Source organism: Nostoc sp. CCY0012, assembly GCF_963920855.1.
GTDB lineage: Bacteria > Cyanobacteriota > Cyanobacteriia > Cyanobacteriales > Nostocaceae > Cyanocohniella.
This window is the reverse complement of record NZ_CAWUDM010000010.1, coordinates 1-24,589: the sequence shown is the minus strand read 5'-3', so window position 1 is coordinate 24,589 and position 24,589 is coordinate 1. Positions and strand designations below refer to the sequence as shown.

Below are 24,589 nucleotides of genomic sequence, written 5' to 3'. Positions count from 1 at the left end.
CTCATGTTTTCTAAGAATTAGAATACTTACTTTGTGGTTACTTGAAACTTTAGGTAATTAATAAATTCCTGAAATTCTGTATTAGTGAGTTGTAGGCGCGATCGCTTGCCATATGTTTGCTGCAAATACTCCTTTCCTTGTTCTGGAGTCCAATTTAATTGTGCTAAATATGTATCAGTTTCAGCGATGAAACATTCATGAATTTTATCTGTGGTTGTATTAGCCGATATTTCTGTTGACTCTTGATGATTGGGTTGATAATTTACGTTGAGTTTTAAGCTGATTCTTTGGGCTAAAACCTGCCAATCAATTTCCTTATGTTCATCCCAAATAAATCCTAGAGAGCGATAAGTAAACGGATCATAAATTTTGCAAAAAACTACTGTTTTATCTCCTGGACTAACCGTAATTGTTAATGGTTTAAGCAATTGTTCAGAAGTCAGGACATCCAAAGATAATAATAACGTTTTAGAAAAATAAGAGTCACTTCCTGAGCGGATAATATAAGGTTTATCTGCCAAAATATATAAATCGTTTTTTTCTGCTGCACCGAATTTAGTTTCTACCTTCTTATTAACTTCTATTCCCGTGATGACTCCTGTTAAAGCTTTGTCATAAATTGGTATCCTTTTTTCATCTTCGGCTAGCATATACCAACAGTAATCTGCTTCTCTGCTGACAAATACATATTGCGGTTTGGGAATAGCTCCGAATCCTAATTTGATTTGCATATTTTTTTGGATATTATTCTCAAATAATTTATTTGATGACAGGCTGTTATAAAAGACCTCATCAAGCTATATAAATATAATTCCCTGAATAGTCAGCTAATTAACATACAGACCACAAAAAATACATAAATTTAATAATCTAGCTTTTTTTGGAGATGTGAACCCTTACAGATCAAGCTAATTGTCTGTCCGATGGATTTATATTAATTTACTTTTATGACATACTGAATTACCTGTGTCATTATTAATAGCACTAACAATCATCTAACAAACCACGAATAATGACGATAGTCATGGATTAGCACCTATGAAAGCATCATTACCTGATGACGAAGCAGCAAGAATTGAGGCGCTTTTACAATACAAAATTCTGGATACTCCCGCAGAAGAGTGTTTTGATGAACTAACTCGTTTAGCTTCGTATATTTGCGGTACTCCCATTGCCTTGATTAGCTTAATTGATACTAATCGTCAATGGTTTAAATCTCAAGTTGGTTTAGAGGCGCTAGAAACCTCCCGTGATGTGGCGTTTTGCGCCCATGCTATTTTGCAAAGTGATATTTTTATTGTTCCTGATGCCACAATTGATGAGCGGTTTGCTAGTAACCCATTAGTGACATCAGACCCCAATATCCGTTTTTATGCAGGTGTACCACTGACTAACGCCGAAGGATACAGTTTGGGGACGCTGTGTGTAATTGACCAAATACCGCGAAATCTGACTACGGAACAAGTAGATGCCTTGCGTATTTTAGGTAATCAAGTCATTAAACAACTGGAACTGCGACGCAATTTAGACAATTTGGTATGGGTAAATCAAGAACGTCAACAATCTAAGAAGATACGCTTACAGTTTTTTAAAAAAATTGCTGGAGGATTTGGGTTAGCATCAGCAATTCTCATTTTAATTGGAATGGTTTCATATCAGAATACAAAAACTTATTTAGAAATTAATAACCAACAAAAAACAACTTTAGAGAAACTGAATATTCAAGAACAAATAATTGCTCTGATTATGGATGCGGAAACTGGACAAAATGGTTATATCTTGACTGGTGATGCGTCTTATTTGGAGCCTTATAAATTGGCAGTTAATAAGATTGATCAAAAAGTTGAAGAATTAAAAAAAATAACAGAGAATCAACTAGATTCACAAAAGCAGATTACCACTTTAGAAAATTTGATAGCCAAGAAATTAGCAGGAATAAAACAGACCATAGATTTGCGGCAAAAGAATAAATTGGATGCCAACTTGCAGGTAATCAAAACCAATCAGGGTAGAAATCTCATGGATGATATCCGTAAGATAATCAATGAAATAGAGAATGAAGAAAATCAACGACTACAACAACAGTCTTTAGCGGCAACAATTAGCAGACGTAACAGTATTTTGGCAGTAGCGATCGCTATTTGTTTATGTTTTCTGATTTTGGCTTTTGTTTACTACTTAATTTATCGAGAAGTTACTGAACGCATACGCACAGAGGAAGCATTAAAACAAGAGCGTAATTTTATTTCGTCCATCCTTAATACAGCTAGTGTTTTAGTAGTAGTTCTGGATTTACAGGGGCGAATCGTGCGCTTTAATAAAGCCTGTGAGCAAATTACTGGTTATTCATTTAATGAGGTGAGAAATAGATATATTTGGAATTTATTCTTAGTTCCAGAAGAGATGGAAGCAGTGAAAGCGGTTTTACAACAAGCTGCTTTTGGTCACAAAATCAAAGACTATGAAAATTACTGGTTAACGAAAGATGGTAATCGGCGGTTAATTGCTTGGAGTAATGCCAATCTAAATGATGCACAGGTGAACGTTGAATATATTATTGCTACTGGGATTGATATTACCGAACGCAAGCAAGCCGAAGAAGAATTACAACGACAAAACTTGCGATCGCAATTATTAGCCGATATCACTCTTAAAATTCGTGAGTCTTTACAAATCGATGAAATTCTGCAAACTAGCGTCACAGAAGTACAAGAATTACTTCAAGCAGATCGTGTAGTCATTTCGCAATTACAATCCGATGGTTTCTTAACGGTTCTCAAAGAAGCATTAATTCCTGGATTACCTGTAATTATGGGGCAAAATATAATTGACCCTTGTTTTACAGATGTTTACCTTCAAAAATATCATCAGGGAAAAATAGGCGTTATTCATGATATTGAACAAGCTAAAATTCAGTCTTGCTATGAGGAATTTTTGAAAAAATATCAAATTAAAGCTAATCTTGTTATCCCTATTTTTTTGCAAAATAAATTGTGGGGATTACTCATAACTCATCAATGTCATCATTCCCGTGAGTGGAATAATTGGGAAATTGAACTTTTGCGATCGCTTGCTGATCAAGTAGGCATTGCTTTAGCCCAAGCTCAATTATTAGAAGTAGAAACTCGCCAACGCCAAGAATTAGAAATTGCCCGTCATCAAGCCGAGTTAGCTTCTCAAGCAAAAAGTGCATTCTTAGCGAATATGAGTCATGAAATTCGCACACCCATGAATGCTATTTTGGGGATGACTGGTTTGTTATTAGAAACTGATTTGAAAGCAGAACAGCGTGATTTTGTGGAGACAGTTCGCATTAGTGGTGATGCCCTTTTATATTTAATTAATGAAATTTTGGATTTATCAAAACTAGAAGCTGGAGAAATGATTCTAGAAACTTTAGATTTTGACTTATCTACTTGTGTAGAAGAAGTATTAGAATTATTAGCACCCCAAGCCCATAAACAAGGATTAGAAATAGCCGGATTGATTCATCGTAATGTGCCAATTAATTTACAAGGTGATGCTAGTCGGTTACGGCAAATTTTAATGAATTTAATTGGTAATGCTATCAAGTTTACCAGTAGTGGTGAAATTGTAGTTAGAGCAGAATTGGTATCACAAACTCCCCACACAGCCACTATCAATTTTTCTGTGACAGATACAGGTATTGGTATTTCTGCTGAAGATAAAAGCAAACTTTTTCAGCCTTTCACCCAAGTAGATGCTTCCATTACTCGCAAGTATGGTGGTACAGGTTTAGGATTAGCTATTTGTCAGCAATTGGTAAGTTTGATGGGAGGAAAAATCGGTGTGAATAGTCAGTTAGGGAAAGGATCTCAATTTTGGTTTGAGTTAAATTTTACTAAACAGTCTCAGTCTGTTTCTTCTGTACATGAAGGGAAAATTCTCCCCCATCGTCGTTTGTTAGTAGTGGATAATAATGCTACTAACCGCAAAATTATCTACCATCAAGCCACCCCTTGGGGAATGCAAGTAGATGAAGCTGCTAGTGCGGCTGAAGCTATCAATATTTTACAACTTGCTGCTGCACAAGGCATACATTATGATGTGGCTTTAATTGATATGCAAATGCCAGAGGTAGATGGTTTAACTTTAGGAATACAAATCAAAAGTAATACGGTGCTTGCTGATCTTCCTTTAATTATGTTGACTTCTACTAATCAAAAAAATGAAGTTCAAAAAGCACTAAATATAGGATTTACTAGCTATTTAGTTAAGCCTGTTAAACCATCTCGCCTACTCGATACTATCATGAATATCTTAGGTATCCGGCAAAATTCCCTAAAAATTGAGCAACCAATTGTTAATGAATATCAAGTAACTAAATCTAATTTAAAAATTTTGCTTGCAGAAGATAATTTAGTAAATCAAAAAGTTGCCCTAAAGCAACTACAAAACTTAGGTTATGAAGCTGATATTGCTGCCAACGGTCAAGAAGTTTTACAGCTATTAGAAGCAGTTCCCTATGACTTAATTTTCATGGATTGCCAAATGCCAATTTTAGATGGTTTAGAAACTACCAAACAAATTCGGCGTTGTAGTCATCGGCAACCTGTAATAATTGCCATGACAGCTAATGCCATGAAAGAAGACCAACAAAGCTGTTTAGATGCAGGGATGAATGATTATTTGAGTAAACCAGTAAATAAAGATAAATTGGCAAGTGTCCTAGAGCATTGGAGCCAATTAATATTACATAAAGATATAGATATTGATTGGGAACATTTACATCAACTCTCTGAAAACAATACCGAATTTGAACTAGAATTATTACAAATATTCGTTGAAGATAGTCAGTTACATTTAGCAGCAACCAAGGCGGCGATCGCCTCACTTGATTTTCAGCAATTAGCGCGAGAAGCTCATAATCTCAAGGGATCTAGTGCCAATATAGGAGCTATCTCTATGCAGCAAGCCGCAGAAAAGCTGGAGCAACTGAGTCATCAACAGCAGTGTGCTGGTACAAGTGAATTGATAGCGGAGTTAGAAAGTTTTGTTAAAGAAATTCAAACTTTTTTAAATTATTAATATTTAATTTTCAAAAATAAACAATGACGATGAGCATCTATTGGGAGATAATTTAATTCTTCTGCTATTGAGTCCATAATTTTTAAACCGCGACCCCTTTCTTGAAAGTTATCTGTCAGTTCAGGTTTTGTCTGTAATTGCTGCTGTAAATCAAATGCTTGACCAAACGACCAGATGCGAATTTCTATATATTCATTTAACCGCAGGACTTCTAATTCAATGGGAGTTTCTAAGGGTAAATTTTTATGTGCGTGTTCTACAATATTGGCGAAGCCTTCAATGAGTAAGGTTTGACATTGCCACCAGATTTTTTTATCAGATAATGGAGGTTGATTTATTTGCTCAAACCAGGATAAAACTTCGCCTGTGGCGTTGAGGTCTGTGTTAACTTTTAAATGAATTTTTTTATTCACTCTTAGCCTTAATAATATTTGGATTTTGGTGGTGAATACAATAAATTAACCGCAAAGGATGCAAAGCACAAGAAGAAGTAACAGAATATTATTTTATGGAAATTTATGTTGAAGATACTGATTATTGATGATGATCCTACAGTGCGAGTAGCGCTAAAAAGAACGCTGCAAAATCAGGGTTATGATACTACTGTAGCCAGTAATGGGCAATCAGGAATTACACAAGCGAAAATATTATGTCCGGCTTTGATTATCTGTGACTGGGTAATGTCGGAAATGGATGGCTTGGAGGTATGTCGTCAAGTTAAGGAAGATTCTGATTTGGCGACTACGTTTTTTATTTTGTTGACTGCAAAGGGTGCAGCACCGGGGGAGGAGGGGGATAGAGTTCGAGGATTAGATGCTGGTGCAGATGAGTTCATTTCTAAGCCGATTGAAATGAAGGAGTTGAAGGCGCGGGTAAGAGCAGGGTTAAGATTGTATCAACTTAATCAGGATTTAAAAAATAAACAAATAGCTTTAGAAAAATTAAACCAAAACTTAGAAGCAGAGTTGGCGGAAGCTGCTGATTATGTGCGATCGCTCTTACCATCACCGCTGGTAGGGACTGTAACTACAGAGGCTTTGTTTGTTCCTTCGGCGCAGTTGGGGGGAGATTGCTTTGATTATTACTGGATTGATGATGATAATTTGGCTATTTATCTATTAGATGTTTCTGGACATGGAGTTGGTTCAGCACTATTATCTATGTCTGTTTTAAATGTGTTGCGATCGCAGTCGCTTCCCAATACAAATTTTTGTCATCCAGGTGAAGTTTTAACAGATCTGAATCATAGTTTTCAAATGAGTAGTCATGGTAATAAGTATTTTACAATTTGGTATGGAGTCTACAATCAGTTAACACATCAATTAATTTATGCCAACGCTGGACATCCACCAGCTATATTAATTGATCAAGATGCAAAAGATATCAAACAATTAAGTTCTTTAGATTTACCCATTGGGTTTGTGCCTGATATTGATTTTACAGTGGATACTTTAGAAATCGCCGAAAATAGCATTTTATACCTCTTTAGTGATGGCGCTTATGAAGTTTTACAAGCTGACGGTAAAATGTGGGGTTTTAATGCTTTCTTTGATTTGTTAATCCACTCTAATCAAGCCAATATTTATAGTCTTCAACAAATATTAGCCCAGATTAAAAATCTCAGCACCAGTAATACTTTTGATGATGATTTATCTCTACTCAAAGTTACTTTTGATTAAGAGAATTAAAAACAAACCGCAAAGACAAGCCAATACATGGGGGAGAAAGCGCCGGGTGCTTGTGCCTTTTTTTCTCTCTGCGATTCTGCGCCTTTGCGTGAAATAAAAAATTTATTGTATAGCCAACACCTGACTATTAAACTCATCTCTAGTAGCAAAAATTTGTAAAATCCTATCCATTTTAGTCAATTCAAATACCATCCTCACTTGATCATTCACAGAGCAGATAAATAGCTTACAATTAGCTTGTTTTACAGATTGCATTGCCGCCACCAAAGCACCCAAACCAGAACTATCAATAAAAGTCACATCCTGCAAATCAATTAACACAATTTCCATGCCAGTAGAGATAAGATTAGTAATTTCACGACGTAATTCATTACCATTGACTGCATTTAAAATCCCCGAAGGTTCAATTACACTAACTGTAGGATTCATAGAGTTTCCTTGTAGATTAAGTTACTGATAAGGCAATTTTTACATTGCATATAGAAAACAGCAAGGTTTGTAAAGCTATATTAACACTTTTTAAATCATGCTTTTGCTTAATTATGAATTAGCATCGGTTTGCCAAATATAAGCATTAATAATTGCCCAAAGTAAAGACAAATTATAAATACCCCAAGCACCATTTAACAGATATATAAGCGGCGTATTTAAAGTTCCCATGCCAAAGCGAAAAAGACTCCATGATATTCCTAAAATTGTGAGAACAAAGACAACTAACTGGGGAAAAATTAACCGCAGATAAATTCCTGATTGACGCTGTTTAGGTGTAACTTGAAATTTAATTGGTTGTCCAGTAAACACACTCCAGACTGCTTGGATTAATAAAGGAAATAAGGCGATCGCATATTGTTCTGAACGCCATATTTCTCTAGCAGGAATACCCCAAGTCACCGCTAAAAAAGTAAGCCGATTAATCATGAAAGCTGGTAAGAAGTGTAAGGTAAAATCAAATCCTAAGGTTTTCACTGGCATAGTTTCTGTAAAAAAATAGATAATTGGACACAATATAAATACCAAAGTGGCAAAACCAGAAAAATAACTATACATGGTTTTGAAATATTGTAACCTTTGCCAAAAACTTAGTCCGGCTTTTGTTAATGGATTTTCTCTTACCAAGACTTGTATAGTTCCTTGGGCCCAACGTAATCTCTGTTTTAATGTAGAACTTAAATCATCAGGTGCTAATCCTTCCGCTAACAATTCGTTGTGATAAACAGATTTCCATCCAGCACCATGTAAGCGCATCGCTGTATTCATATCTTCGGTAATACTATTGCTAGATACACCGCCAATTAATTCAAATTCATCTAACCGCTTTTCATTTTTGGTATATTCATCAGCAAAATATTGCAGTCCTACACTAATTAATGCTTCTCTTCGCAAGACCGCATTTGTTCCTGTGTAGAAGGCTGCATTCATCCCATCTTTACCTTGTTGTAGTGGCCCATAAAACAAATTGGCGCGATGTCCAAAAGGATCATCAGGGGGGATATTATAAAAATCTTGGGGTGTTTGTACAAAGGCAATTTTATTTTGTTCGTATTTTCCGGTAAATAAATTGTAAGTATAGAAATATGGTAAAACTCGTTTAATAAATTGAGGTTTGGGGATATGGTCTGCATCTAAAGTTAAAATAAAATCTCCTATGGTTTCGCCAGAAAAAATGGCGTAGTTGAGATTACCAGCTTTGGCGTGATGGGGTACCCCTGGTTGTTTCGGTAGAGCAATATACCGCAAACGAGTAAGTTCAACTAATTCTAATTCTTTTTGATAAATCGCTGATTCTAATAATTGTTGTTCTTGAGTTAGACGTTCTTGGATAGTATTTGTAGGTAATTCTAGATTTAGCCATAAGATAAATTGCCCCAGGCTATTTAGAAATTTGGGATAATTATTGGCTTCTGACGCACTGTTTTTTAACCATTCTTCCGCATCTGCTAAATCTGGTTGTAAATTATTTAATTGCTCAAGACGTTCTACCAAAGCCGAACGTTCAGCATCAATTCGATTAGCTTCTTGTTGTAATAACGGCGATTGTAAATCTTCAATACATAATCTTTCCGACATTGTTCGCATCTGCTGAGAATTACCATCATCCAATATATAAACGCGTAGTTTAATTGTGGGGTAATCCATTGCTAAAGCCGATTTAGCAGTTGCTTCGACAATTTCTGGTGATTCGTTATAGCAGGTAATAAACACATCTATAGTCGGCCAATCAGAGGTAGGTATGGGTGGTGTTAGCTTGTCGAGTGACTTAATTTGTCTAACTAAAGGTCGCCAAAGTCCAATGACAAACATGACCCCGCCGAAATAGCTATAAATTTCTGCAAGTAATAAGGGAATTGATAGCCACAGCGCATCAAAGTTGATGGAATTAGTAATTCGCCAATGCAAATACCAAGCACCAAAAATTAAATTTATTTCTGCGAGATAGCGAAACAGTAAAGTTCTTTTTTTTAGGCTAGAACGACTATTCCCGGAAAAATTTGCTGCATCATTAACCAGAGAAATTGAAGCCATATTGTACCTGAAATAAAAGTAAATTAATGGTTTTTGGTTTCTTGCTAAGGAATGTGGATTTAATAAAATACAGAACCTCACCCCCAACCCCTCTCCTTGGTAGGCGGGGTGAGGTCAATCTTGCTAGGGTACTCGCCAGTGTGGCAGCTTGATTAAGAGTAATTATAAGAATAAACAGGTTCAGTATTTCCTCTGAAGTGTAGTAGATTTATGTATGTTACTTGGTTCGAAAAACAGTGGCTGGGGATAAAAATTTTCTGGGGCAGAAATAATCATATAAGGTGGACATTGCCTTGCTTCTGGAGAACAGATCAATAGTTGCTGACTAGTTATGACATACAATACAGATTCTATAATCACCTGAAATCCACCCATGACACCGTAACTTAGGCAATGAAGTTATTACCCGTTGCTAAGTATAGTTCACTACTCCAAATTTGCCATCTCTTGTTATAAATTTTTTATCTATTTATACAAGTATCTAAATTCAAGGATTTATTAATTAATGTTGTATAAACAATCTGTTCAATTTAATTGAATCAATTACAAACATTCCCTTACAAGTAGGCTGGGAAGTAAAAATTGGAGATGTAACACTACAAACAGCAACAGGAATAGATACTTTCAATCGTCTACCCACAGCGATTAACTTCAATGCCAAAGTCGAAGCGCCTATTTCTCCCGCCAAAGTTGCACCAGATGGTCAATTAACATCATTTTTAGCTATATCAGGAAATATAGAACAAGGCCCCTATAAATTCAACGCTCAAACCTTAGACAATCAAATTACAGCTTGGCGATTTGGGCCAAGTTTATTCTGGCAAATTGACTGCAACACTAGTTTGTTTGCCTTATATCGCTGGGGCAGTTATAACGATGGTAATTCTGAACGACAGTCTTTTAGCAGATTAGAACGCAAATTAGGGCAATTTTCCGTCTCTGCCAATTTATTTACGTGGAATTACGCACGCGAGGTAGAACGCCAGAGTGGGTATTTTTCTCCGCCAGATTTTCTAGTTTATAATGCCGAGTTGGGTTGGGAAGGAGATTTATTTGATACTTTGCGTTGTCGCTTTGCTATCACTCTCGAACAACAGCGACTAAACGGCAAATTCGATAACGCTAATAGCTACCAAACTGGCTTCAAAGCTAAACTTGCACCGGATATCGAAGCAGAACTGGGTTATACATTTAGTAACGTTCGCAATCGTAACATAAGTGGAAACATTTATGGCAATAACGCCTTTACAGGACAATTACGACTTAAATTTTGAACAATTTTCTACGTACTTGGGCGTGAAAAAAATCCCCAGAGACTTTGTATAACTTTATATTTGCCAGCAGTCCAAAATGAAATTGTTATTATCTGTGAAACCGTATATTAACTAACACAGCAAGGACTTAAACAAAAATGACATCTGACTTTGAACCACCACCAAAAAATCTATCAATACTAGCTTCTGTAGGCGGAGTAGTTACAGCAGCTATCGCCATTGCTGGACTCAATTTCTGGTCTACATATCTAACTCGCTCTCAAATTTCCTCTGTAGAAACACCAGACATATCTATCACTCAACCTTTCCTGGTGAAAGAACCAGAAGCTGATCCAGAAGAAGTGGCCAGACTAGATGCAGAATCTTTAGTTTTACCCGGCGACCCCATTAGTCCCAACCAAGTGACAGTCTCCTTCATCCCCTATGTCGCACCCAACGTCGGAGAATTAACCCCAGGCGAAATAGCGATCGCCCGTCAAGCCTGGGCATATTTTCAACGCAACTGGAACGATGAAACAGGTTTGGTGAACTCAGTTGATGGCTTTACCTCCGTTACCATGTGGGATCAAGCATCTGCGATCGCGGCTTTAGTCAGCGCCAAGGAACTGAATATTGTATCTGAGTCAGAATTTAACAAGAAAATGGCGACAATGTTGCAGACCTTAGCAACTATGCCCTTATACAAAAAAGAACTACCCAACAAAGTCTATAACGCCAAAACCCTCGTCCCCGTCAACTATGGTGAACTAGAGAAACGCGAAGAAATTGGCTGGTCAGCCATTGATTTAGGGAGAATGGCACTGTGGTTAAAAATAGTCGGTACAAAATATCCTAACTTGCGATCGCAGACCGAAGAAGTTTGGCAACATTGGCAAGTTAAACGCCTGACTAGAAGAGGTGAAATGTATGGTACCAGCATCGTCAAAGGCAGAGAACAATATAACCAAGAAGGACGCTTAGGTTATGGAAACTATGCCGCCTACGGTCTTAAACTCTGGGGCTTAAATGTGAATGAAGCCTTAGAATATCAAACCAACACCGCCTATGCCAATCTTTACGGTCAAGGCATACCCTACGACAAACGCGACCATAAAACATCAGGCGCAAACAACTACGTCCTCAGCGAACCCTTCATATTAGATGGCATCGAAACCGGATTTCAATCCTTACCAAAAGTCTTCGCAGATCGCATATTAGCAGCCCAAGAAGCCCGTTATCGCGCCACTAAACAATTAACAGCCGTCACCGAAGACAACCTAGACCGTGCGCCCTACTTCGTTTACAACAGCTTATTTGTCAACGGCGAACCTTGGGTAGCCATCACAGACACCCGCGAACAACATCAGAACTTAAGATTTGTCAGCACCAAAGCAGCCATCGGCTGGCACGTACTTTATAACACCGACTACACCCGTAAACTATCCAACTTCGTCCAAACAAATCTGCAATCCGATAACGGTTGGTACAACGGCTACTACGAATCTCTCCGCCAACCCAACAAAAGCCTCACCGCCAACAACAACGGCGTAATTCTCACCAGCCTACTCTACAAACAAGTAGGAAAACCCCTCACAGTTTGGGCAGGCTTATAGACCTTCTTTTTACGAACCGCCCTTCGGGTTCAGCAGTTCCTCATGGGGGAAACCCCCAAGACCGGACTGCTTCACCAAGACGCACGCGCGCAGCGATGCCCGTAAGGGCTGTAGAACGCAAAGCATAGAGGCTTACCAGAGATCCTCTCATACTCTCTGCGTCTCTGCGCCTTTGCGTGAGAAAAAAACATAAACCCTCAAACCATGCAAAAAAACATTCCCAAAAAACTCCTTCAACTCACCGCCTTATTCCTCTGCGGCACATTCCTCCAACTCCTACTTTACATTCCCCCAACAACCCTGGCCCAAACTGAACGTTATCGTCGAACTAAAATTCTTACGGCTGCGGGGACAACTTTAATCGAACAGCAACCATATACCGTCCACAGTACAATTACTGGTCAAAATCAACCTTGGTTATTATTTCCGATAAATCTCAAAACTATTGGGTTTCTGGGACTACCAAATAAAACTAGAGATGTCCAGCATCCCTAGTTTTTCCCAACTATCATATCTAACCGAATCTGCCACTAACGTAATTACGAGTATCTTCCTGCTGAGGATTATTGAAAATAGTTTCAGTGGAATCGTGTTCAACTAGGTAGCCACTCCGACCACCTTCAGCAACTTTCACGTTAAAAAATGCCGTGTAATCAGATACCCGTGCTGCTTGCTGCATATTATGGGTAACGATGACAATGGTATATTTTTCTTTGAGTTCGTGGATGAGTTCTTCTACCCGGATAGTAGAAACAGGGTCAAGAGCCGAACAAGGTTCATCCATAAGGATAACTTCTGGTTGCACTGCGATCGCCCGCGCAATACACAAGCGTTGTTGTTGTCCACCAGATAAAGATGTACCGCTTTGGCGCAATTTATCTTTGACTTCATCCCACAAAGCAGCTTGTCGCAAACTCTTTTCGACTAATTCATCTAAATTACCTTTGTAGCCATTGATTTTGGCACCAAAAGTAATATTGTCATAAATCGTCTTCGGAAATGGGTTTGGTCTTTGAAACACCATGCCAATTTTCCGGCGCACTACTACCGGATCAATTTCGGGTGCATACAAGTTTTTATCGTAAAAGAAAACTTTACCTTCTGCGTGGAATGACTCAATTAAATCATTCAGACGGTTATAACACCGCAGCAGGGTACTCTTACCACAGCCAGAAGGGCCAATAAAAGCTGTCACCTTATTTTTGGGGATGTCCAGCCAAACATTCTGCACAGCTAAAAACTTGCCGTAGTAAATATTTAGATTTTCTGTCCGTAAAACAGTTTGGGTGTCATTCACGGTACTAATGTTAGTAGTCATAATTGAGTGTAATGTGGATTGTTGTCATCAAGAACTGTATTTGAGATCCAGTTGCACTAAGATTTTCGGTGAGTTGCCCAGACAGAGATGTTATTTCTCTGATGCTAGAACTTCTTCTGCCGACTGAAGTACCGAGCCAAAATACTAAACAACAACACAATTGATAATAAAACCAAGGCTGCGGCCCAAGCTAAAGACTGGGAAGCCTTATAAGGAATAATCGAGAAAAAGTAAATCAACACTGGCAGAGTTGCCACAGGTTCCCAAACATTCCCAGCCCAGAAATTATTGTTAAAGGCAGTAAACAGCAAGGGAGCAGCTTCCCCAGATGCACGAGCAACAGATAAAACTACACCTGTAACAATTGAAGTCAAAGCCGCTGGTAACACAATCTGGATAACGGTTTCAAATCTGGTGGCACCAATACCCGTTGATGCCAACCGCAAATCATTAGGTACTAGCAACAAAGCTTCTTCCGTAGACCGAATAATAATCGGGAGCATTAACACAGCCAAGGCTACCCCACCAGAAAAAGCCGAAAATGAACCTAAAGGTCTAACCACAATGGAATAGGCAAATAAGCCACAGAGAATAGCCGGTACTCCAGTAAGTACGTTGCAGGAAAATTTCACTAAATAAGCCAACTTAGTTCCCCGACCAAACTCGGCTAGGTAAACAGCAGCAATGACACCGAAGGGAACTGAAATTAGTGTACCAACTCCCAGAGTCATTAAAGTCCCAATAATGGCATGACCAAAACCTCCCTCAGTTAAACCAGGAGGCGGGGGGAGCTTAGTAAAAACATCTGGAAATACCAGAGCATCAACACCCTTTTGAAACACGCTAACCAGAACCCATATCAGCGGGACAATTACTATGGCAGCAAAGACTATAGTTAAAGTCGTCAACACCTTTTCGGTAACGCGGCGATGGGGAGCCATGCCCTTAGCACTGATATCGAAATCATTACCTTCATACGCAAAGGAAGGCTGATTACCTGAAGTATCCATAATTGATATTTTGTAAACTTAATCTTGCATCCACTCTTATTTAAAAGCTGAGGAAAAAACCTGACACTTTACTCAATATTTTGGAATCGACGAATAATTAACTCAGCTAAAATGTTCACCACCAGCGACAAAATCATTAGCACTAAACCCGCATACATCAGAGCTGCAACTTGGGTGCGTCCGGCTTCTCCGAACTGGGAAGCAATTAAACCTGTGATAGTTGAGCCAGGGCGAAGCCATGATATGTTGATGCTGTTGGCGTTACCAACTAGCATGGCGGCGACCATTGTTTCCCCCATTGCCCGACCCATAGCCAACATGACGGAACTGACAATGCCAGACAAGCCAGCAGGAATCATGACTCTGAGAATCGTTTCCCAACGGGTTGCTCCCAAGGCTAAGGAACCGTTGCGGAGGTCTTTAGGTAGGACTTCTAAGGTGCCACGGGTAATAGAGATAATAATAGGCACAATCATAATTGACAGTACCAAGCCCACAATCAGCAGGCTATTGCCTATAGGCGTACGGCCACTGAAAATGGGAATCCAGCCAAAGTAGGTATTGAGAAACCTGAAAATCGGCCTAATAACCGGAATGAGGACGAAAATACCCCAAATCCCTAAAACGACACTAGGAATAGCGACGATTAGCTCAATGGCAAAGGCGATGGGAGTTGTCACCCACGAAGGAGCAAATCCTTCAGTTAAAAATATTGCTACTCCGATGCCCAGGGGGACGGCAATTATTAAAGCAATAAAAGCGGTGACAATGGTTCCATATATCTGAGGCAGTACCCCATAGACATTGGTGACAGGATTCCAGGTTGTACCGACTATAAAACCCAGACCAAATTCTTGAATGGCTGGTATAGCTTCTAGAGCTGTCTGTGCGATTACCCAGAGTAAAACTGCTCCGGCACTTATGGCTAGTAGCAGGGTTAGTCCCCAAAAACCAACATCAAGAACCCTAGCCTTACTGTTTTGTTTTTCCAGGCTACGCCCAGCGAATGAACTTGATTGATCAGCCGTCGTCATGACGTTTTTCGCTCCATAAAAGGTTTTTGTTACATGGTGATGTCTCAACTCAGGTATCCTGGATCTATTTTGGGAGTGCTTGATCATCAAGCACACTCCCAAGCATCTCGGTTCCTTACTTGGCGTTCACTGTGTCAAATTCTTTTTTAATCCGTTCTACTAGAGGTTCAGGAAGGGGAACATAAAGAAGTTCTTCTGTCAATTTCTTGCCTTCTGGGCCTAAAGACCATTCAAAGACATTACGCATGGCTTGCCATTTGGCATCGTCTTCATAGTTTCGATAGATCATCACCCAAGTTAGACCAACTATGGGGTAGGAATCCTTACCTGCGGGGTCTGGGACTAGAAGGGCGAAGTCATCAGGTACTGGATCATCTAATAGAGCGTTGCCTGCTGCTTCTGGGGATGGGGCTATAAAGGTGCCGGCTTTGTTTTGAATTAAAGCTGAGTCGATGTCGTTTAGGGCAGCATAGGCATAGGATAAATAACCAATGGCTCCTTCATTCTGCTGAATGCTGGCGGCTACACCTTCGTTACCTTGACCACCAATTCCTACAGGCCAGTCTACTGAAGTTCCTGCACCAGATGTCCAGTCTGGGCAGACAGTTTGAATGTGGTTGGTAAATACAAATGTGGTGCCACTCCCATCAGATCTATGGGCAAAGGTCACGGGTAAGTCAGGAATATTTAAACCAGGGTTATCCGCTGCGATCGCGGGGTCACGCCATCGAGTAATTTTGCCTGTGACAATGCCACAATAGGTTGTGCGGGAAAGTCTTAGCTGTTGGTCTTCAACTCCTGGCAAGTTGTAGGAGAAAGATAAAAAGCCCCCAGTCATGGGAATTTGGATCGGATCGTAATTGTACTTTTCTTTGAAAGATTTTAGCCGATCTGCCGAGTCAGTAATGGGTGCTTCACTAGCCCCAAAGTCCACGGTGCCATTGATATACTGCTCCAAACCAGCCCCACTGCCGATGGACTGATAGCTCACCTGGGTATTGGGATTGACTTGGCGATTATAGGCATCAAACCACCGTTGAAAAAGAGGTGCAGGAAATGTCGCCCCAGCCCCACTAATGGTTACTTTTTCACCAGTAGCGGATACATTTTGCCCACTACCGTTACCAGTGCTACCAGGCTCCGAGCTAGGCGCACAGGCTGTTGCTACCAACATCATGGGTAGAGAGGCGATTGCTAAAAGGACTTTGCGATTGAGAATCATGAAAAATATGTTCACTTTGCGAAACGACTACGGATTCAGATCAAAAAGACCTTGCTTCATCGGTCATGGCAACATCACTGGCACCAAAGTCTACAGTTGTAGTACCACCAGCAATCACTGTGGCTCACAGTCAGCCACAAGGCGCTAGGCTCAATGTCAGATTTAACACCGATGCTGTAGCTGCTAGGCGACTCCTTTTCATTACATGTAGGTAGACGTGATAGCATTGCTGTCAATTTTGCGTGAATTGATTCACGTGGGCCACACTAAAAATACCCCTAATAGATAGAGTTAAAGGTAAACGGAAGGTTAACAAAGTCAAAAAAGTAGATATTTTTTGATGAATTTTTCTATATAAATTTTTTGTTGCTGGATAAAATTTATACTAAAATTCGACTTTGTTACAGAATTTAGTCCGACTTTCATCCCAAAGTCTTGCTACACAGGACTCTCTCAATAAAACCAGATAATTGACGATTATCTCTGTGCAAGGGTTGGAGGTATTCATGCAACAAATTCCTGAAATTCTGTAAATAAAATCACAACCTATATTTAGTAATTAGACATAATCAGGACTGACGTAACTAACCACGTATTTTCGTCATTGCAACCGTAGGGTAAAGCCCTAACGGGCATGGCTACGATTACCGAGTAGCGTGCCGGAGGCTCTAGCAATCTCAAAGCCTTGATTTTCGTAGCCAGTGCGTAAGTTCTAGTAATATATATTTTTTTTGATATACAAAATTTGATTTTTTATGTAATTTCCTAGAGTAACTGGCAAAAATATGTCATTTGATGACGAAAAATTGTGTATAAGTTTTACACACAAATTGTTTGCAAACCTAACTTTAATTTGCTGATATATCTATATATTTATTGTTAAAAAACACTTAGATCAAAAATAAAAAATATACACTTCTCAGCCAACAAGGACATCATCAATCAAGCAGGCAGTCAAAATACACGTCATTCTCATAATACCAGGAAAAATCTCATTGACTTAAATTAATGCCTATACTGGTTGCTGTTGCTTTTTCCTTTTGCCTAATAAATGTTTGCCGCTTCCAATCAATTACTATGGTCCATGATTGGCTTGCTCCTGACAATGGGTGGTACCTTCCTCGAAGCCTATGGTGTCACCTTGCCTTGGAATTGGAGTGACCAAGGATTTCAGACTTATTCTTTAGGTGTCACCTGTCAAGTTGGTGCGGTGCTGTTAGTAGGTTGTTTAGGAGGCAAAAATGCTGGCGCATTATCACAAATCGCCTATTTAGTCATGGGGTTAACCTTGCTACCTGTATTTGCCGATGGCGGTGGTATTGGTTATGTCAGATTCTCTCACTTTGGCTATTTGCTAGGCTTTATTCCTGGAGCTTGGATTTGTGGACTGCTTGCCTTTAAAGCCAGGCCTAAACTAGAAACCCTTGCCTTTAGTTGTGTTAGTGGCTTGTTAACTATCCACATTTGTGGTGTTACTTATTTAATCATCAGTTATATTTTTCAGTGGACAGGCGGGGAAAACTTGCCTTTGATGCAAGCAATCCTCAGATACTCTTGGTTCGCACTGCCAGGGCAACTAGCTGTAGTCTGCGCTGTTACTGTAATAGCATATTTATTAAGACACTTAATGTTTTATTAGTTCTAGGGGTTAGGGGCTAGAGGCTAGAGGCAGAAGTGCAGAGGGGATGAATTTGGGCTATTACCACAATCTTTCTTCCTCATTTCCTTCATCATCCCTCATCTTGCCACTTTCCAATCCCTATTGCCCCTTATCCCCATTGCCCCCAATCCCCAGTTCCTAATTTCATGCGTTTAAAAAATCGTCTTTTCTGGATTGCTGCCTTTATTGCTTTTTTCTTAGACCAAGTGACAAAATACTGGGTTGTACAAACTTTTAGCTTGGGGCAGACACTACCAATACTACAAGATATCTTTCACCTGACTTATGTGACTAACACTGGTGCTGCTTTTAGTCTGTTTAGTGGGAAAGTAGAGTGGTTAAAGTGGCTATCTTTAGCTGTAAGTTTGGTTTTGATAGGGTTGGCCTGGTTTGGTCAAGAGTTAAATCGTTGGGATCAGTTGGGCTATGGTCTAATCCTAGGTGGAGCTATTGGTAATGGGATTGATCGGTTCGTTTTAGGCTATGTAGTTGATTTTCTCGATTTTAGATTGATCAATTTTGCTGTCTTTAATTTGGCAGACTCATTTATTAGTATTGGTATTGTTTGTTTGCTAATTGGTTCCTTGCAAAAAACACCGCCTTCCAGTGACCAGTCACGCTAAAATTAGAAATTCCACGACTTTTTTGACAATAAGCGTCGTGGAATTTTCATAGTTTTAAGACTCTTCAACAGAGAAGGATACTTTAGCTTTCAACCACCTGTAATGAGAGTTGGTGTCCCGCTAAATTTTGCTTTATTGAGGCATTGGTTCGCTAATAATGTTAGACTCTGGCCGCATTAAGTTTCCTGGTGCGGGAGTCAAATCGCTAGAAGTACCAGACTGGGGTCTGATTTCGCCTTTTTGTGCGGGAACGAATTCGCCTGGAGTCTCAGACTGGGGTCTGATTTCGCCTTCTTGTGCAGGGACAAATTCGCCTGGAGTCTCAGACTGGGGTCTGATTTCGCCTTCTTGTGCAGGGACAAATTCGCCTGGAGTCTCAGACTGGGGTCTGATTTCGCCTTCTTGTGCGGGGACAAATTCGCTTGGAGTTTCAGACTGGGGTCTAATTTCGCCTTCTTGTGTCGGGATGGTTGTAGTGTCAGAAGATGGTACTGTAGTACTATCAGGAACGACTCCATCCCCTGAACAACGGGAATTTAAGGGGGAACGCTCACACAGAATTTTCATCCCTTCTAGTGAAAGCTTAATTTCCGTTGGTGAACTTGCAGATGAGCTATCGGATTCTGTTAGGGGGGATTTACTTGATTGAGCAAAAGCGACATTGGTAGTTAGTGCCAAGGTCAAAGCTGTACCAATCAGGGTCAGAGATTTTCCCTTCATTCTGAAATTAACCTCAACGGAAACGGAACATTCCGCCAATTAAATCAGACAACATATTAGAGAAAATCTTCCTAAATGAAGATGTATATTTTAGCAATAAAAGATATCGCTCACTGAAGATGGTAAACTTTAAATTTGCTATAAATTAATAGTTAGTTATTAGAAGCACAAAAGCCCAAGTAATAACCCTTATTATTTTACAAAAAATAGTAGATAAAATCAGCATGACAGACTAAATACACAAATTTTTACCGATCACAAAAGTTAACTAAACTCACAAAGTACATTTTCTGAGTAAAAATTATCTGGATGTAAAATTGCAGCGACCAAAATTCCGTACAGCCAATTTATGCTTTGGCTTATGAGTAAAATGGTGGAAGATCAATATCCAGATTGTCATTCGCTCGATTTTTTGCCAATAACTGTGATGTAAATAGCCGATGAGTGCCCCCCAACCTCCTCATAAACCACAAACTTTACTGGGTCAACTGACTCAAGCAGTGCATACAATTCAAGCTAGGGTTGACTTTTCCAAGTTAGCCCTCAAGCCTAATGCTAAAGTCCCAGAAATATGGGTGCAGGATTCGGGGGCGGATAAAGCCGAAGTGTATCCGCTATTAGGCGATCGCTATCTCCTTGGTCGCAGTTCCAAATCCTGTGATATCGTCATTCGTAACCCAGTTGTCAGCCAAATTCACTTGTCACTTTCGCGGGATTCTACTCAACGCACCCCCGCTTTTGTGATTAAAGATGAAAACTCTACTAATGGGATTTATCGTGGTAAACGGCGGGTTAATTCTCTAGAACTACGTCATGGCGATATTTTCACTTTAGGGCCACCAGAACTGGCAGCTTCTGTGCGACTGCAATACGTCGATCCACCACCTTTACATCTCAAAGCAGCAACTTGGACTGCTTATGGAATTGGTGGTGCTAGTGCCTTGATGGCGTTAGTCATAGGCGTAGAATGGATGAAATTTTCCGTGAAACCTCTACCTACAGCTACTAGCGCCCCCATAGTTATTTATGCCCGTGATGGTTCTACTCCCCTGCGTGAGCCTCGGACGACCTCTCACGTAGATATGAGGCGCTTAGAGGAATTTGGCCCTTATTTGCCCGCAGCAGTGGTGGCTTCAGAAGATAGTCGTTACTATTGGCACTTTGGGATTGATCCGCTGGGAATTTTGCGCGCCGTACTCGTAAATACCCGTAGTGGAGATGTACAGCAAGGAGCCAGTACAGTTACCCAGCAAGTAGCCCGGAGCTTGTTCCGCGATTATGTAGGCGCTCAGGACTCATTAGGACGTAAACTGCGAGAAGCAGTTGTTTCTTTGAAGCTAGAAACTTTTTACAGTAAAGATGAAATTCTTTTAACTTACTTGAATCGGGTGTTTCTGGGCGTGAATACATCCGGGTTTGAAGATGCGGCTCGTTATTACTTTGAAAAATCAGCCAAAGAATTAACTTTGGCAGAAGCCGCAACATTAGTGGGAATTTTACCTGCGCCTAATGCCTTTAATTTTTGTGGAAATAGCCCCAATAAATTTGAAGCCGCCGAATATCGCAATCGTGTAATTAGGCGGATGTTAGATCAGGGCAACATTTCACAAGAGGAAGCTAATCGAGCTAGACGCTCAACAGTGCAAATTAGTCCCAAAGTTTGTGAACAGCAAGCTGCTACCGTTGCTCCTTACTTTTACAATTATGTCTTTCAAGAACTGGAATCAATTTTGGGGGTAGGAGCAGCCAGAGAAGGGAACTATATCATCGAAACCCAACTTGATCCAGCAATTCAAGCTCAAGCAGAAACATCTTTGCGTAGTGCTGTCAACAACGCCGGTTCAACTCTGCGTTTTTCCCAAGGAGCGATCGTTACTTTAGACTCCACAACAGGCAGCATTTTATCTATGGTGGGTGGGACTGATTTTAGAACCAGCCAATTTAATCGTGCTGTTCAAGCCCAAAGACAACCAGGTTCTACCTTCAAGGTCTTTGCCTACGCTGCTGCTCTAGAAAAGGGGATACCAGCCTCCAAGACTTATTCTTGTGCTGCTATGCCCTGGCAAGGCTTCACTTATAGACCATGTAGAACTGGCGCCGGCAATTTTTTAAATATGACTGTAGGGCTAGCGCTTTCGGAAAATCCCATCGCTTTGCGAATCGCCCAGGAAGTAGGGTTAAATCAAGTAGTGTCTATGGCTAGGCGTTTAGGTGTCAAGTCGTCACTGGAAGCTGTTCCTGGGTTAGTACTAGGTCAAAGCGTTGTTAATGTATTAGAAATGACAGGTGCTTTTGGTGCTATTAGCAATCGTGGAGTCTGGAATCCACCCCATGCAATTACTAGAATTTTAGACAGTAGTGATTGTAGCGATCGCGAAAACTTAAAAACCTGCCGTGTCATATATAGCTTCGACCAAAATCGGGAAGCAAATAGGCAAGCTATACCCACAGGGGTAGCCGATGAAATGACCCGGATGATGCGTCAAGTAGTCACTAATGGTACTGGACGAGCTGCTGCAATTGGGTTAGGAGAAGGCGGTAAAACTGGCACAACTGACAAAAACGTTGACCTATGGTACATAGGCTTTATTCCCAATCGGCGACTTGTCACGGGTATTTGGTTAGGTAACGACAATAATTCCCCCACATCTGGAAGCAGCGCCCAAGCCGCTCAGTTGTGGGGAAATTACATGAGGCAAATTACAAGATAGGGAGTAGGGAGAAGAAGCAGGGGGGCAGGGGGCAGGGAGCAGGGGGGAAAAACTTCTAGCTATGACCAACATTTTCCCTATTGCCTTGTCCCCTTGTCCCCTTATCCCCTTCCAGAGGAGGCCCCGATTTCCCCAATCCCTTATGTATCTAAAAAACCTACACCTGAAACATTTTCGTAATTACCAAGACCAAAAGGTTGAGTTTACTGCTGCCAAAACAATTTTGGTGGGTAATAATGCTCAGGGAAAATCCAATTTATTGGAGGCTGTGGAGTTACTGGCAACATTGCGATCGCATCGCATGGGGCGCGATCGTGATTTCGTTCAAGAAGGTGAGGATATAGCTCAAATTCATGCCACTCTAGAACGACAAGCAGGTACCCATGATTTAACTCTCACTCTCCGTCGCAATGGTCGTCGGACTGTGGCTATTAATAGCGAATCTATGCGCCGACAAATAGATTTTCTGGGGATGCTGAATGCGGTGCAGTTTTCTAGTTTGGATTTAGACTTGGTGCGGGGTGGCCCTGATCATCGTCGTAACTGGCTCGATACACTGTTAATTCAACTGGAACCAATTTATGCTCATCTTTTGCAGCAATATAACCAAGTATTACGTCAGCGCAATGCTTTTTTAAAGCAAAATCAAGACTCAGCACTTAAGACTCAGCAATCAGCACTTGCTATCTGGGATGCTCAATTAGTTACTACTGGTACTAAGGTAATTAGAAGACGCGATCGCGCTCTTCAAAGACTTGCTCCCATCGCTGCGGCTTGGCACGCTAGTATTAGCGGTAGTACCGAAGTCTTGCAAATCAATTATTTGCCTAGTGTACCTTTAGAGGAAAACCAACCAGAAGTTATAAAACAAGCTTTTTTAACCAAAATTCAACAACGATCTGCGGCCGAACTCTCCCGAGGTACTACCCTTGTCGGCCCCCATCGTGACGAAGTAGAATTAATTATTAATCAAACACCTGCACGTCAATACGGTTCTCAAGGTCAGCAACGAACCCTAGTACTAGCTCTCAAATTAGCAGAATTACAACTAATTGAAGAAGTTATTCAAGAGCCTCCATTGCTCCTACTTGATGATGTCCTAGCTGAATTAGATCCGTCCCGCCAAAATCAATTACTTGATGCTATTCAAGACCGTTTTCAAACTCTGATCACTACCACTCACTTGAGTTCTTTTGATGCCCAGTGGTTAAATTCTTCGCAAATTCTGTTTGTTAAATCAGGGGAAATATTATCGGGAGTGGGGAGTAGGGAGTAGGGGCTATGGGCTAGAGAATTAGATTTTAGATTGCTATCCAAATTTTGTTGATCTATACCCAATCTCTTCTTGAAAAAAACCTAATTTATGCTCAAAAAAAATCATGTTATGGATAAAAATGAGATTGCCTCACTAGGGGCTTCCCTTCGAGAAATTGAGCAAAAGCTACTTAAACCGGGTCATCAAGCAGGTCATACTAAAATTTGGTTTCAGGGCGAGGAACCTTATTTTGATATGTTTTTTGAATGCAATAATGATGAAATATTATGGTTTCAATTTACATTAAGAGGTAAATCTCTTTCTTGGGATAAAAGAAAACCAGAATGGCAAACTGGTACTACTAACGAATTATGTTTGAATGATGTTGGCTTTTATGCCGCGACTAAAACAATTGATAATGATCATCAACCAGATTGGGGTTTTATTTATTTAGTTAAATCAATTCTAGAAACTAGAGCAAAAGAACCGATTTTTGCTCAGGCTCTGGCATTGTTTAAATAATGCAATGTACATTCTATTCTAGATTACCAATTTATTTAATTTAAAGATTGGGAATTATAACCTAACAGGACTTAGGTAATTAACCACTTATTTCCGTCATTGTGACCGTAGGGAAGTAATCTCAATGCCGGGATTTGCGTGGCGAGTGCGTAAGTATTACCTAATTTACATTCATTGATAATAATCATTTAAGTTTAAAATTATCACATCTTTGATGAAGTATATTTTGCACTAATTTCTATTTCTACTAAAAGTTTATTTTATATTGTCAATCATCATATAGGATTCCTATTTGATTTTTGAACAAATTAAGTACCAATTGAAAAGGCTTATTCCCTACTCCCTACTCCCTACTCCCTACTCCCTACTCCCTACTCCCTACTCCCTA

Annotated in this window: 19 protein-coding genes; 10 read left to right on the top strand and 9 right to left on the bottom strand. The window is 40.0% G+C overall.

All coding sequences use genetic code 11. The features are described from left to right. Positions 1-26: 26 nt before the first annotated feature. Positions 27-731: a hypothetical protein gene (locus ACM0OS_RS04290; protein WP_414541924.1), complete on the bottom strand. Its 705-nt coding sequence runs from the start codon at positions 729-731 to the stop codon at positions 27-29. A gap of 307 nt (positions 732-1,038) precedes the next feature. On the opposite strand from ACM0OS_RS04290, the gene ACM0OS_RS04285 reads away from it, so the two are divergent. Beyond that, positions 1,039-5,049, top strand: coding sequence for a response regulator (locus tag ACM0OS_RS04285; RefSeq protein ID WP_414541923.1), 4,011 nt, complete (start codon positions 1,039-1,041; stop codon positions 5,047-5,049). Here ACM0OS_RS04285 and ACM0OS_RS04280 read toward each other — a convergent pair. Then, positions 5,046-5,462, bottom strand: a complete 417-nt coding sequence (locus ACM0OS_RS04280; protein ID WP_414541922.1) for an ATP-binding protein — start codon at positions 5,460-5,462, stop codon at positions 5,046-5,048. The two genes, ACM0OS_RS04285 and ACM0OS_RS04280, sit on opposite strands and share 4 nt — an antisense overlap. Before the next feature lie 105 nt (positions 5,463-5,567). On the opposite strand from ACM0OS_RS04280, the gene ACM0OS_RS04275 reads away from it, so the two are divergent. Beyond that, positions 5,568-6,728, top strand: a complete 1,161-nt coding sequence (locus tag ACM0OS_RS04275) for a SpoIIE family protein phosphatase (RefSeq protein WP_414541921.1) — start codon at positions 5,568-5,570, stop codon at positions 6,726-6,728. Between the two features lie 111 nt (positions 6,729-6,839). Here ACM0OS_RS04275 and ACM0OS_RS04270 read toward each other — a convergent pair whose 3' ends face one another. After that, entirely contained in the window at positions 6,840-7,166 is a 327-nt protein-coding gene (locus ACM0OS_RS04270; protein ID WP_414541920.1) for an STAS domain-containing protein, read from the bottom strand. 111 nt (positions 7,167-7,277) lie between these two features. After that, positions 7,278-9,260, bottom strand: a complete 1,983-nt coding sequence (locus ACM0OS_RS04265; RefSeq protein ID WP_414541919.1) for a glycosyltransferase family 2 protein — start codon at positions 9,258-9,260, stop codon at positions 7,278-7,280. An 842-nt stretch (positions 9,261-10,102) separates the two neighbouring features. Between ACM0OS_RS04265 and ACM0OS_RS04260 the strand changes: the two genes are divergently transcribed. The 3 genes from ACM0OS_RS04260 (at position 10,103) to ACM0OS_RS04250 (ending at position 12,621) form a co-directional block, all read left to right on the top strand. Beyond that, positions 10,103-10,534: a hypothetical protein gene (locus ACM0OS_RS04260; protein WP_414541918.1), complete on the top strand. Its 432-nt coding sequence runs from the start codon at positions 10,103-10,105 to the stop codon at positions 10,532-10,534. Between the two features lie 137 nt (positions 10,535-10,671). Then, positions 10,672-12,126: a DUF3131 domain-containing protein gene (locus tag ACM0OS_RS04255; RefSeq protein WP_414541917.1), complete on the top strand. Its 1,455-nt coding sequence runs from the start codon at positions 10,672-10,674 to the stop codon at positions 12,124-12,126. A 204-nt stretch (positions 12,127-12,330) separates the two neighbouring features. Further along, a complete protein-coding gene (locus ACM0OS_RS04250) occupies positions 12,331-12,621 on the top strand; it encodes a DUF3131 domain-containing protein (RefSeq protein ID WP_414541916.1) in 291 nt (96 codons plus the stop codon). 19 nt (positions 12,622-12,640) lie between these two features. On the opposite strand, the gene pstB is transcribed toward ACM0OS_RS04250, so the two are convergent. The 4 genes from pstB to pstS all read right to left on the bottom strand — a co-directional run bounded on the left by pstB (position 12,641) and on the right by pstS (position 16,710). After that, the gene (gene pstB / locus ACM0OS_RS04245; protein WP_414541915.1) at positions 12,641-13,444 is read right to left on the bottom strand and encodes a phosphate ABC transporter ATP-binding protein PstB; all 804 of its coding nucleotides are present in this window, start codon (positions 13,442-13,444) and stop codon (positions 12,641-12,643) included. 104 nt (positions 13,445-13,548) lie between these two features. Continuing rightward, complete coding sequence (gene pstA / locus ACM0OS_RS04240; protein WP_414541914.1) at positions 13,549-14,454, bottom strand: phosphate ABC transporter permease PstA; 906 nt, start codon at positions 14,452-14,454, stop codon at positions 13,549-13,551. Between the two features lie 68 nt (positions 14,455-14,522). Then, entirely contained in the window at positions 14,523-15,488 is a 966-nt protein-coding gene (gene pstC / locus ACM0OS_RS04235; protein ID WP_414541913.1) for a phosphate ABC transporter permease subunit PstC, read from the bottom strand. A gap of 115 nt (positions 15,489-15,603) precedes the next feature. Next, complete coding sequence (pstS, locus tag ACM0OS_RS04230; protein ID WP_414541912.1) at positions 15,604-16,710, bottom strand: phosphate ABC transporter substrate-binding protein PstS; 1,107 nt, start codon at positions 16,708-16,710, stop codon at positions 15,604-15,606. 1,051 nt (positions 16,711-17,761) lie between these two features. Between pstS and ACM0OS_RS04225 the strand changes: the two genes are divergently transcribed. Together ACM0OS_RS04225 and lspA are read left to right on the top strand one after the other, a co-directional pair. Next, entirely contained in the window at positions 17,762-18,349 is a 588-nt protein-coding gene (locus ACM0OS_RS04225; RefSeq protein WP_414541911.1) for a biotin transporter BioY, read from the top strand. A gap of 167 nt (positions 18,350-18,516) precedes the next feature. Then, positions 18,517-18,993 carry a signal peptidase II gene (gene lspA, locus ACM0OS_RS04220; protein ID WP_414541910.1) on the top strand — a complete coding sequence of 159 codons (477 nt, stop codon included), beginning with the start codon at positions 18,517-18,519 and terminating at the stop codon, positions 18,991-18,993. A 132-nt stretch (positions 18,994-19,125) separates the two neighbouring features. Here the strand turns inward: lspA and ACM0OS_RS04215 are convergent, their stop codons facing one another. Then, positions 19,126-19,713: a hypothetical protein gene (locus ACM0OS_RS04215; RefSeq protein ID WP_414541909.1), complete on the bottom strand. Its 588-nt coding sequence runs from the start codon at positions 19,711-19,713 to the stop codon at positions 19,126-19,128. Between the two features lie 440 nt (positions 19,714-20,153). On the opposite strand from ACM0OS_RS04215, the gene ACM0OS_RS04210 reads away from it, so the two are divergent. The 3 genes from ACM0OS_RS04210 to ACM0OS_RS04200 all read left to right on the top strand — a co-directional run bounded on the left by ACM0OS_RS04210 (position 20,154) and on the right by ACM0OS_RS04200 (position 24,201). Then, a complete protein-coding gene (locus ACM0OS_RS04210) occupies positions 20,154-22,424 on the top strand; it encodes a transglycosylase domain-containing protein (RefSeq protein WP_414541908.1) in 2,271 nt (756 codons plus the stop codon). 142 nt (positions 22,425-22,566) lie between these two features. After that, entirely contained in the window at positions 22,567-23,700 is a 1,134-nt protein-coding gene (gene recF, locus ACM0OS_RS04205) for a DNA replication/repair protein RecF (protein WP_414541907.1), read from the top strand. Between the two features lie 87 nt (positions 23,701-23,787). After that, on the top strand, positions 23,788-24,201 hold the full coding sequence (locus ACM0OS_RS04200; protein WP_414541906.1) for a hypothetical protein: 414 nt from the start codon (positions 23,788-23,790) through the stop codon (positions 24,199-24,201). Positions 24,202-24,589: the final 388 nt, after the last annotated feature.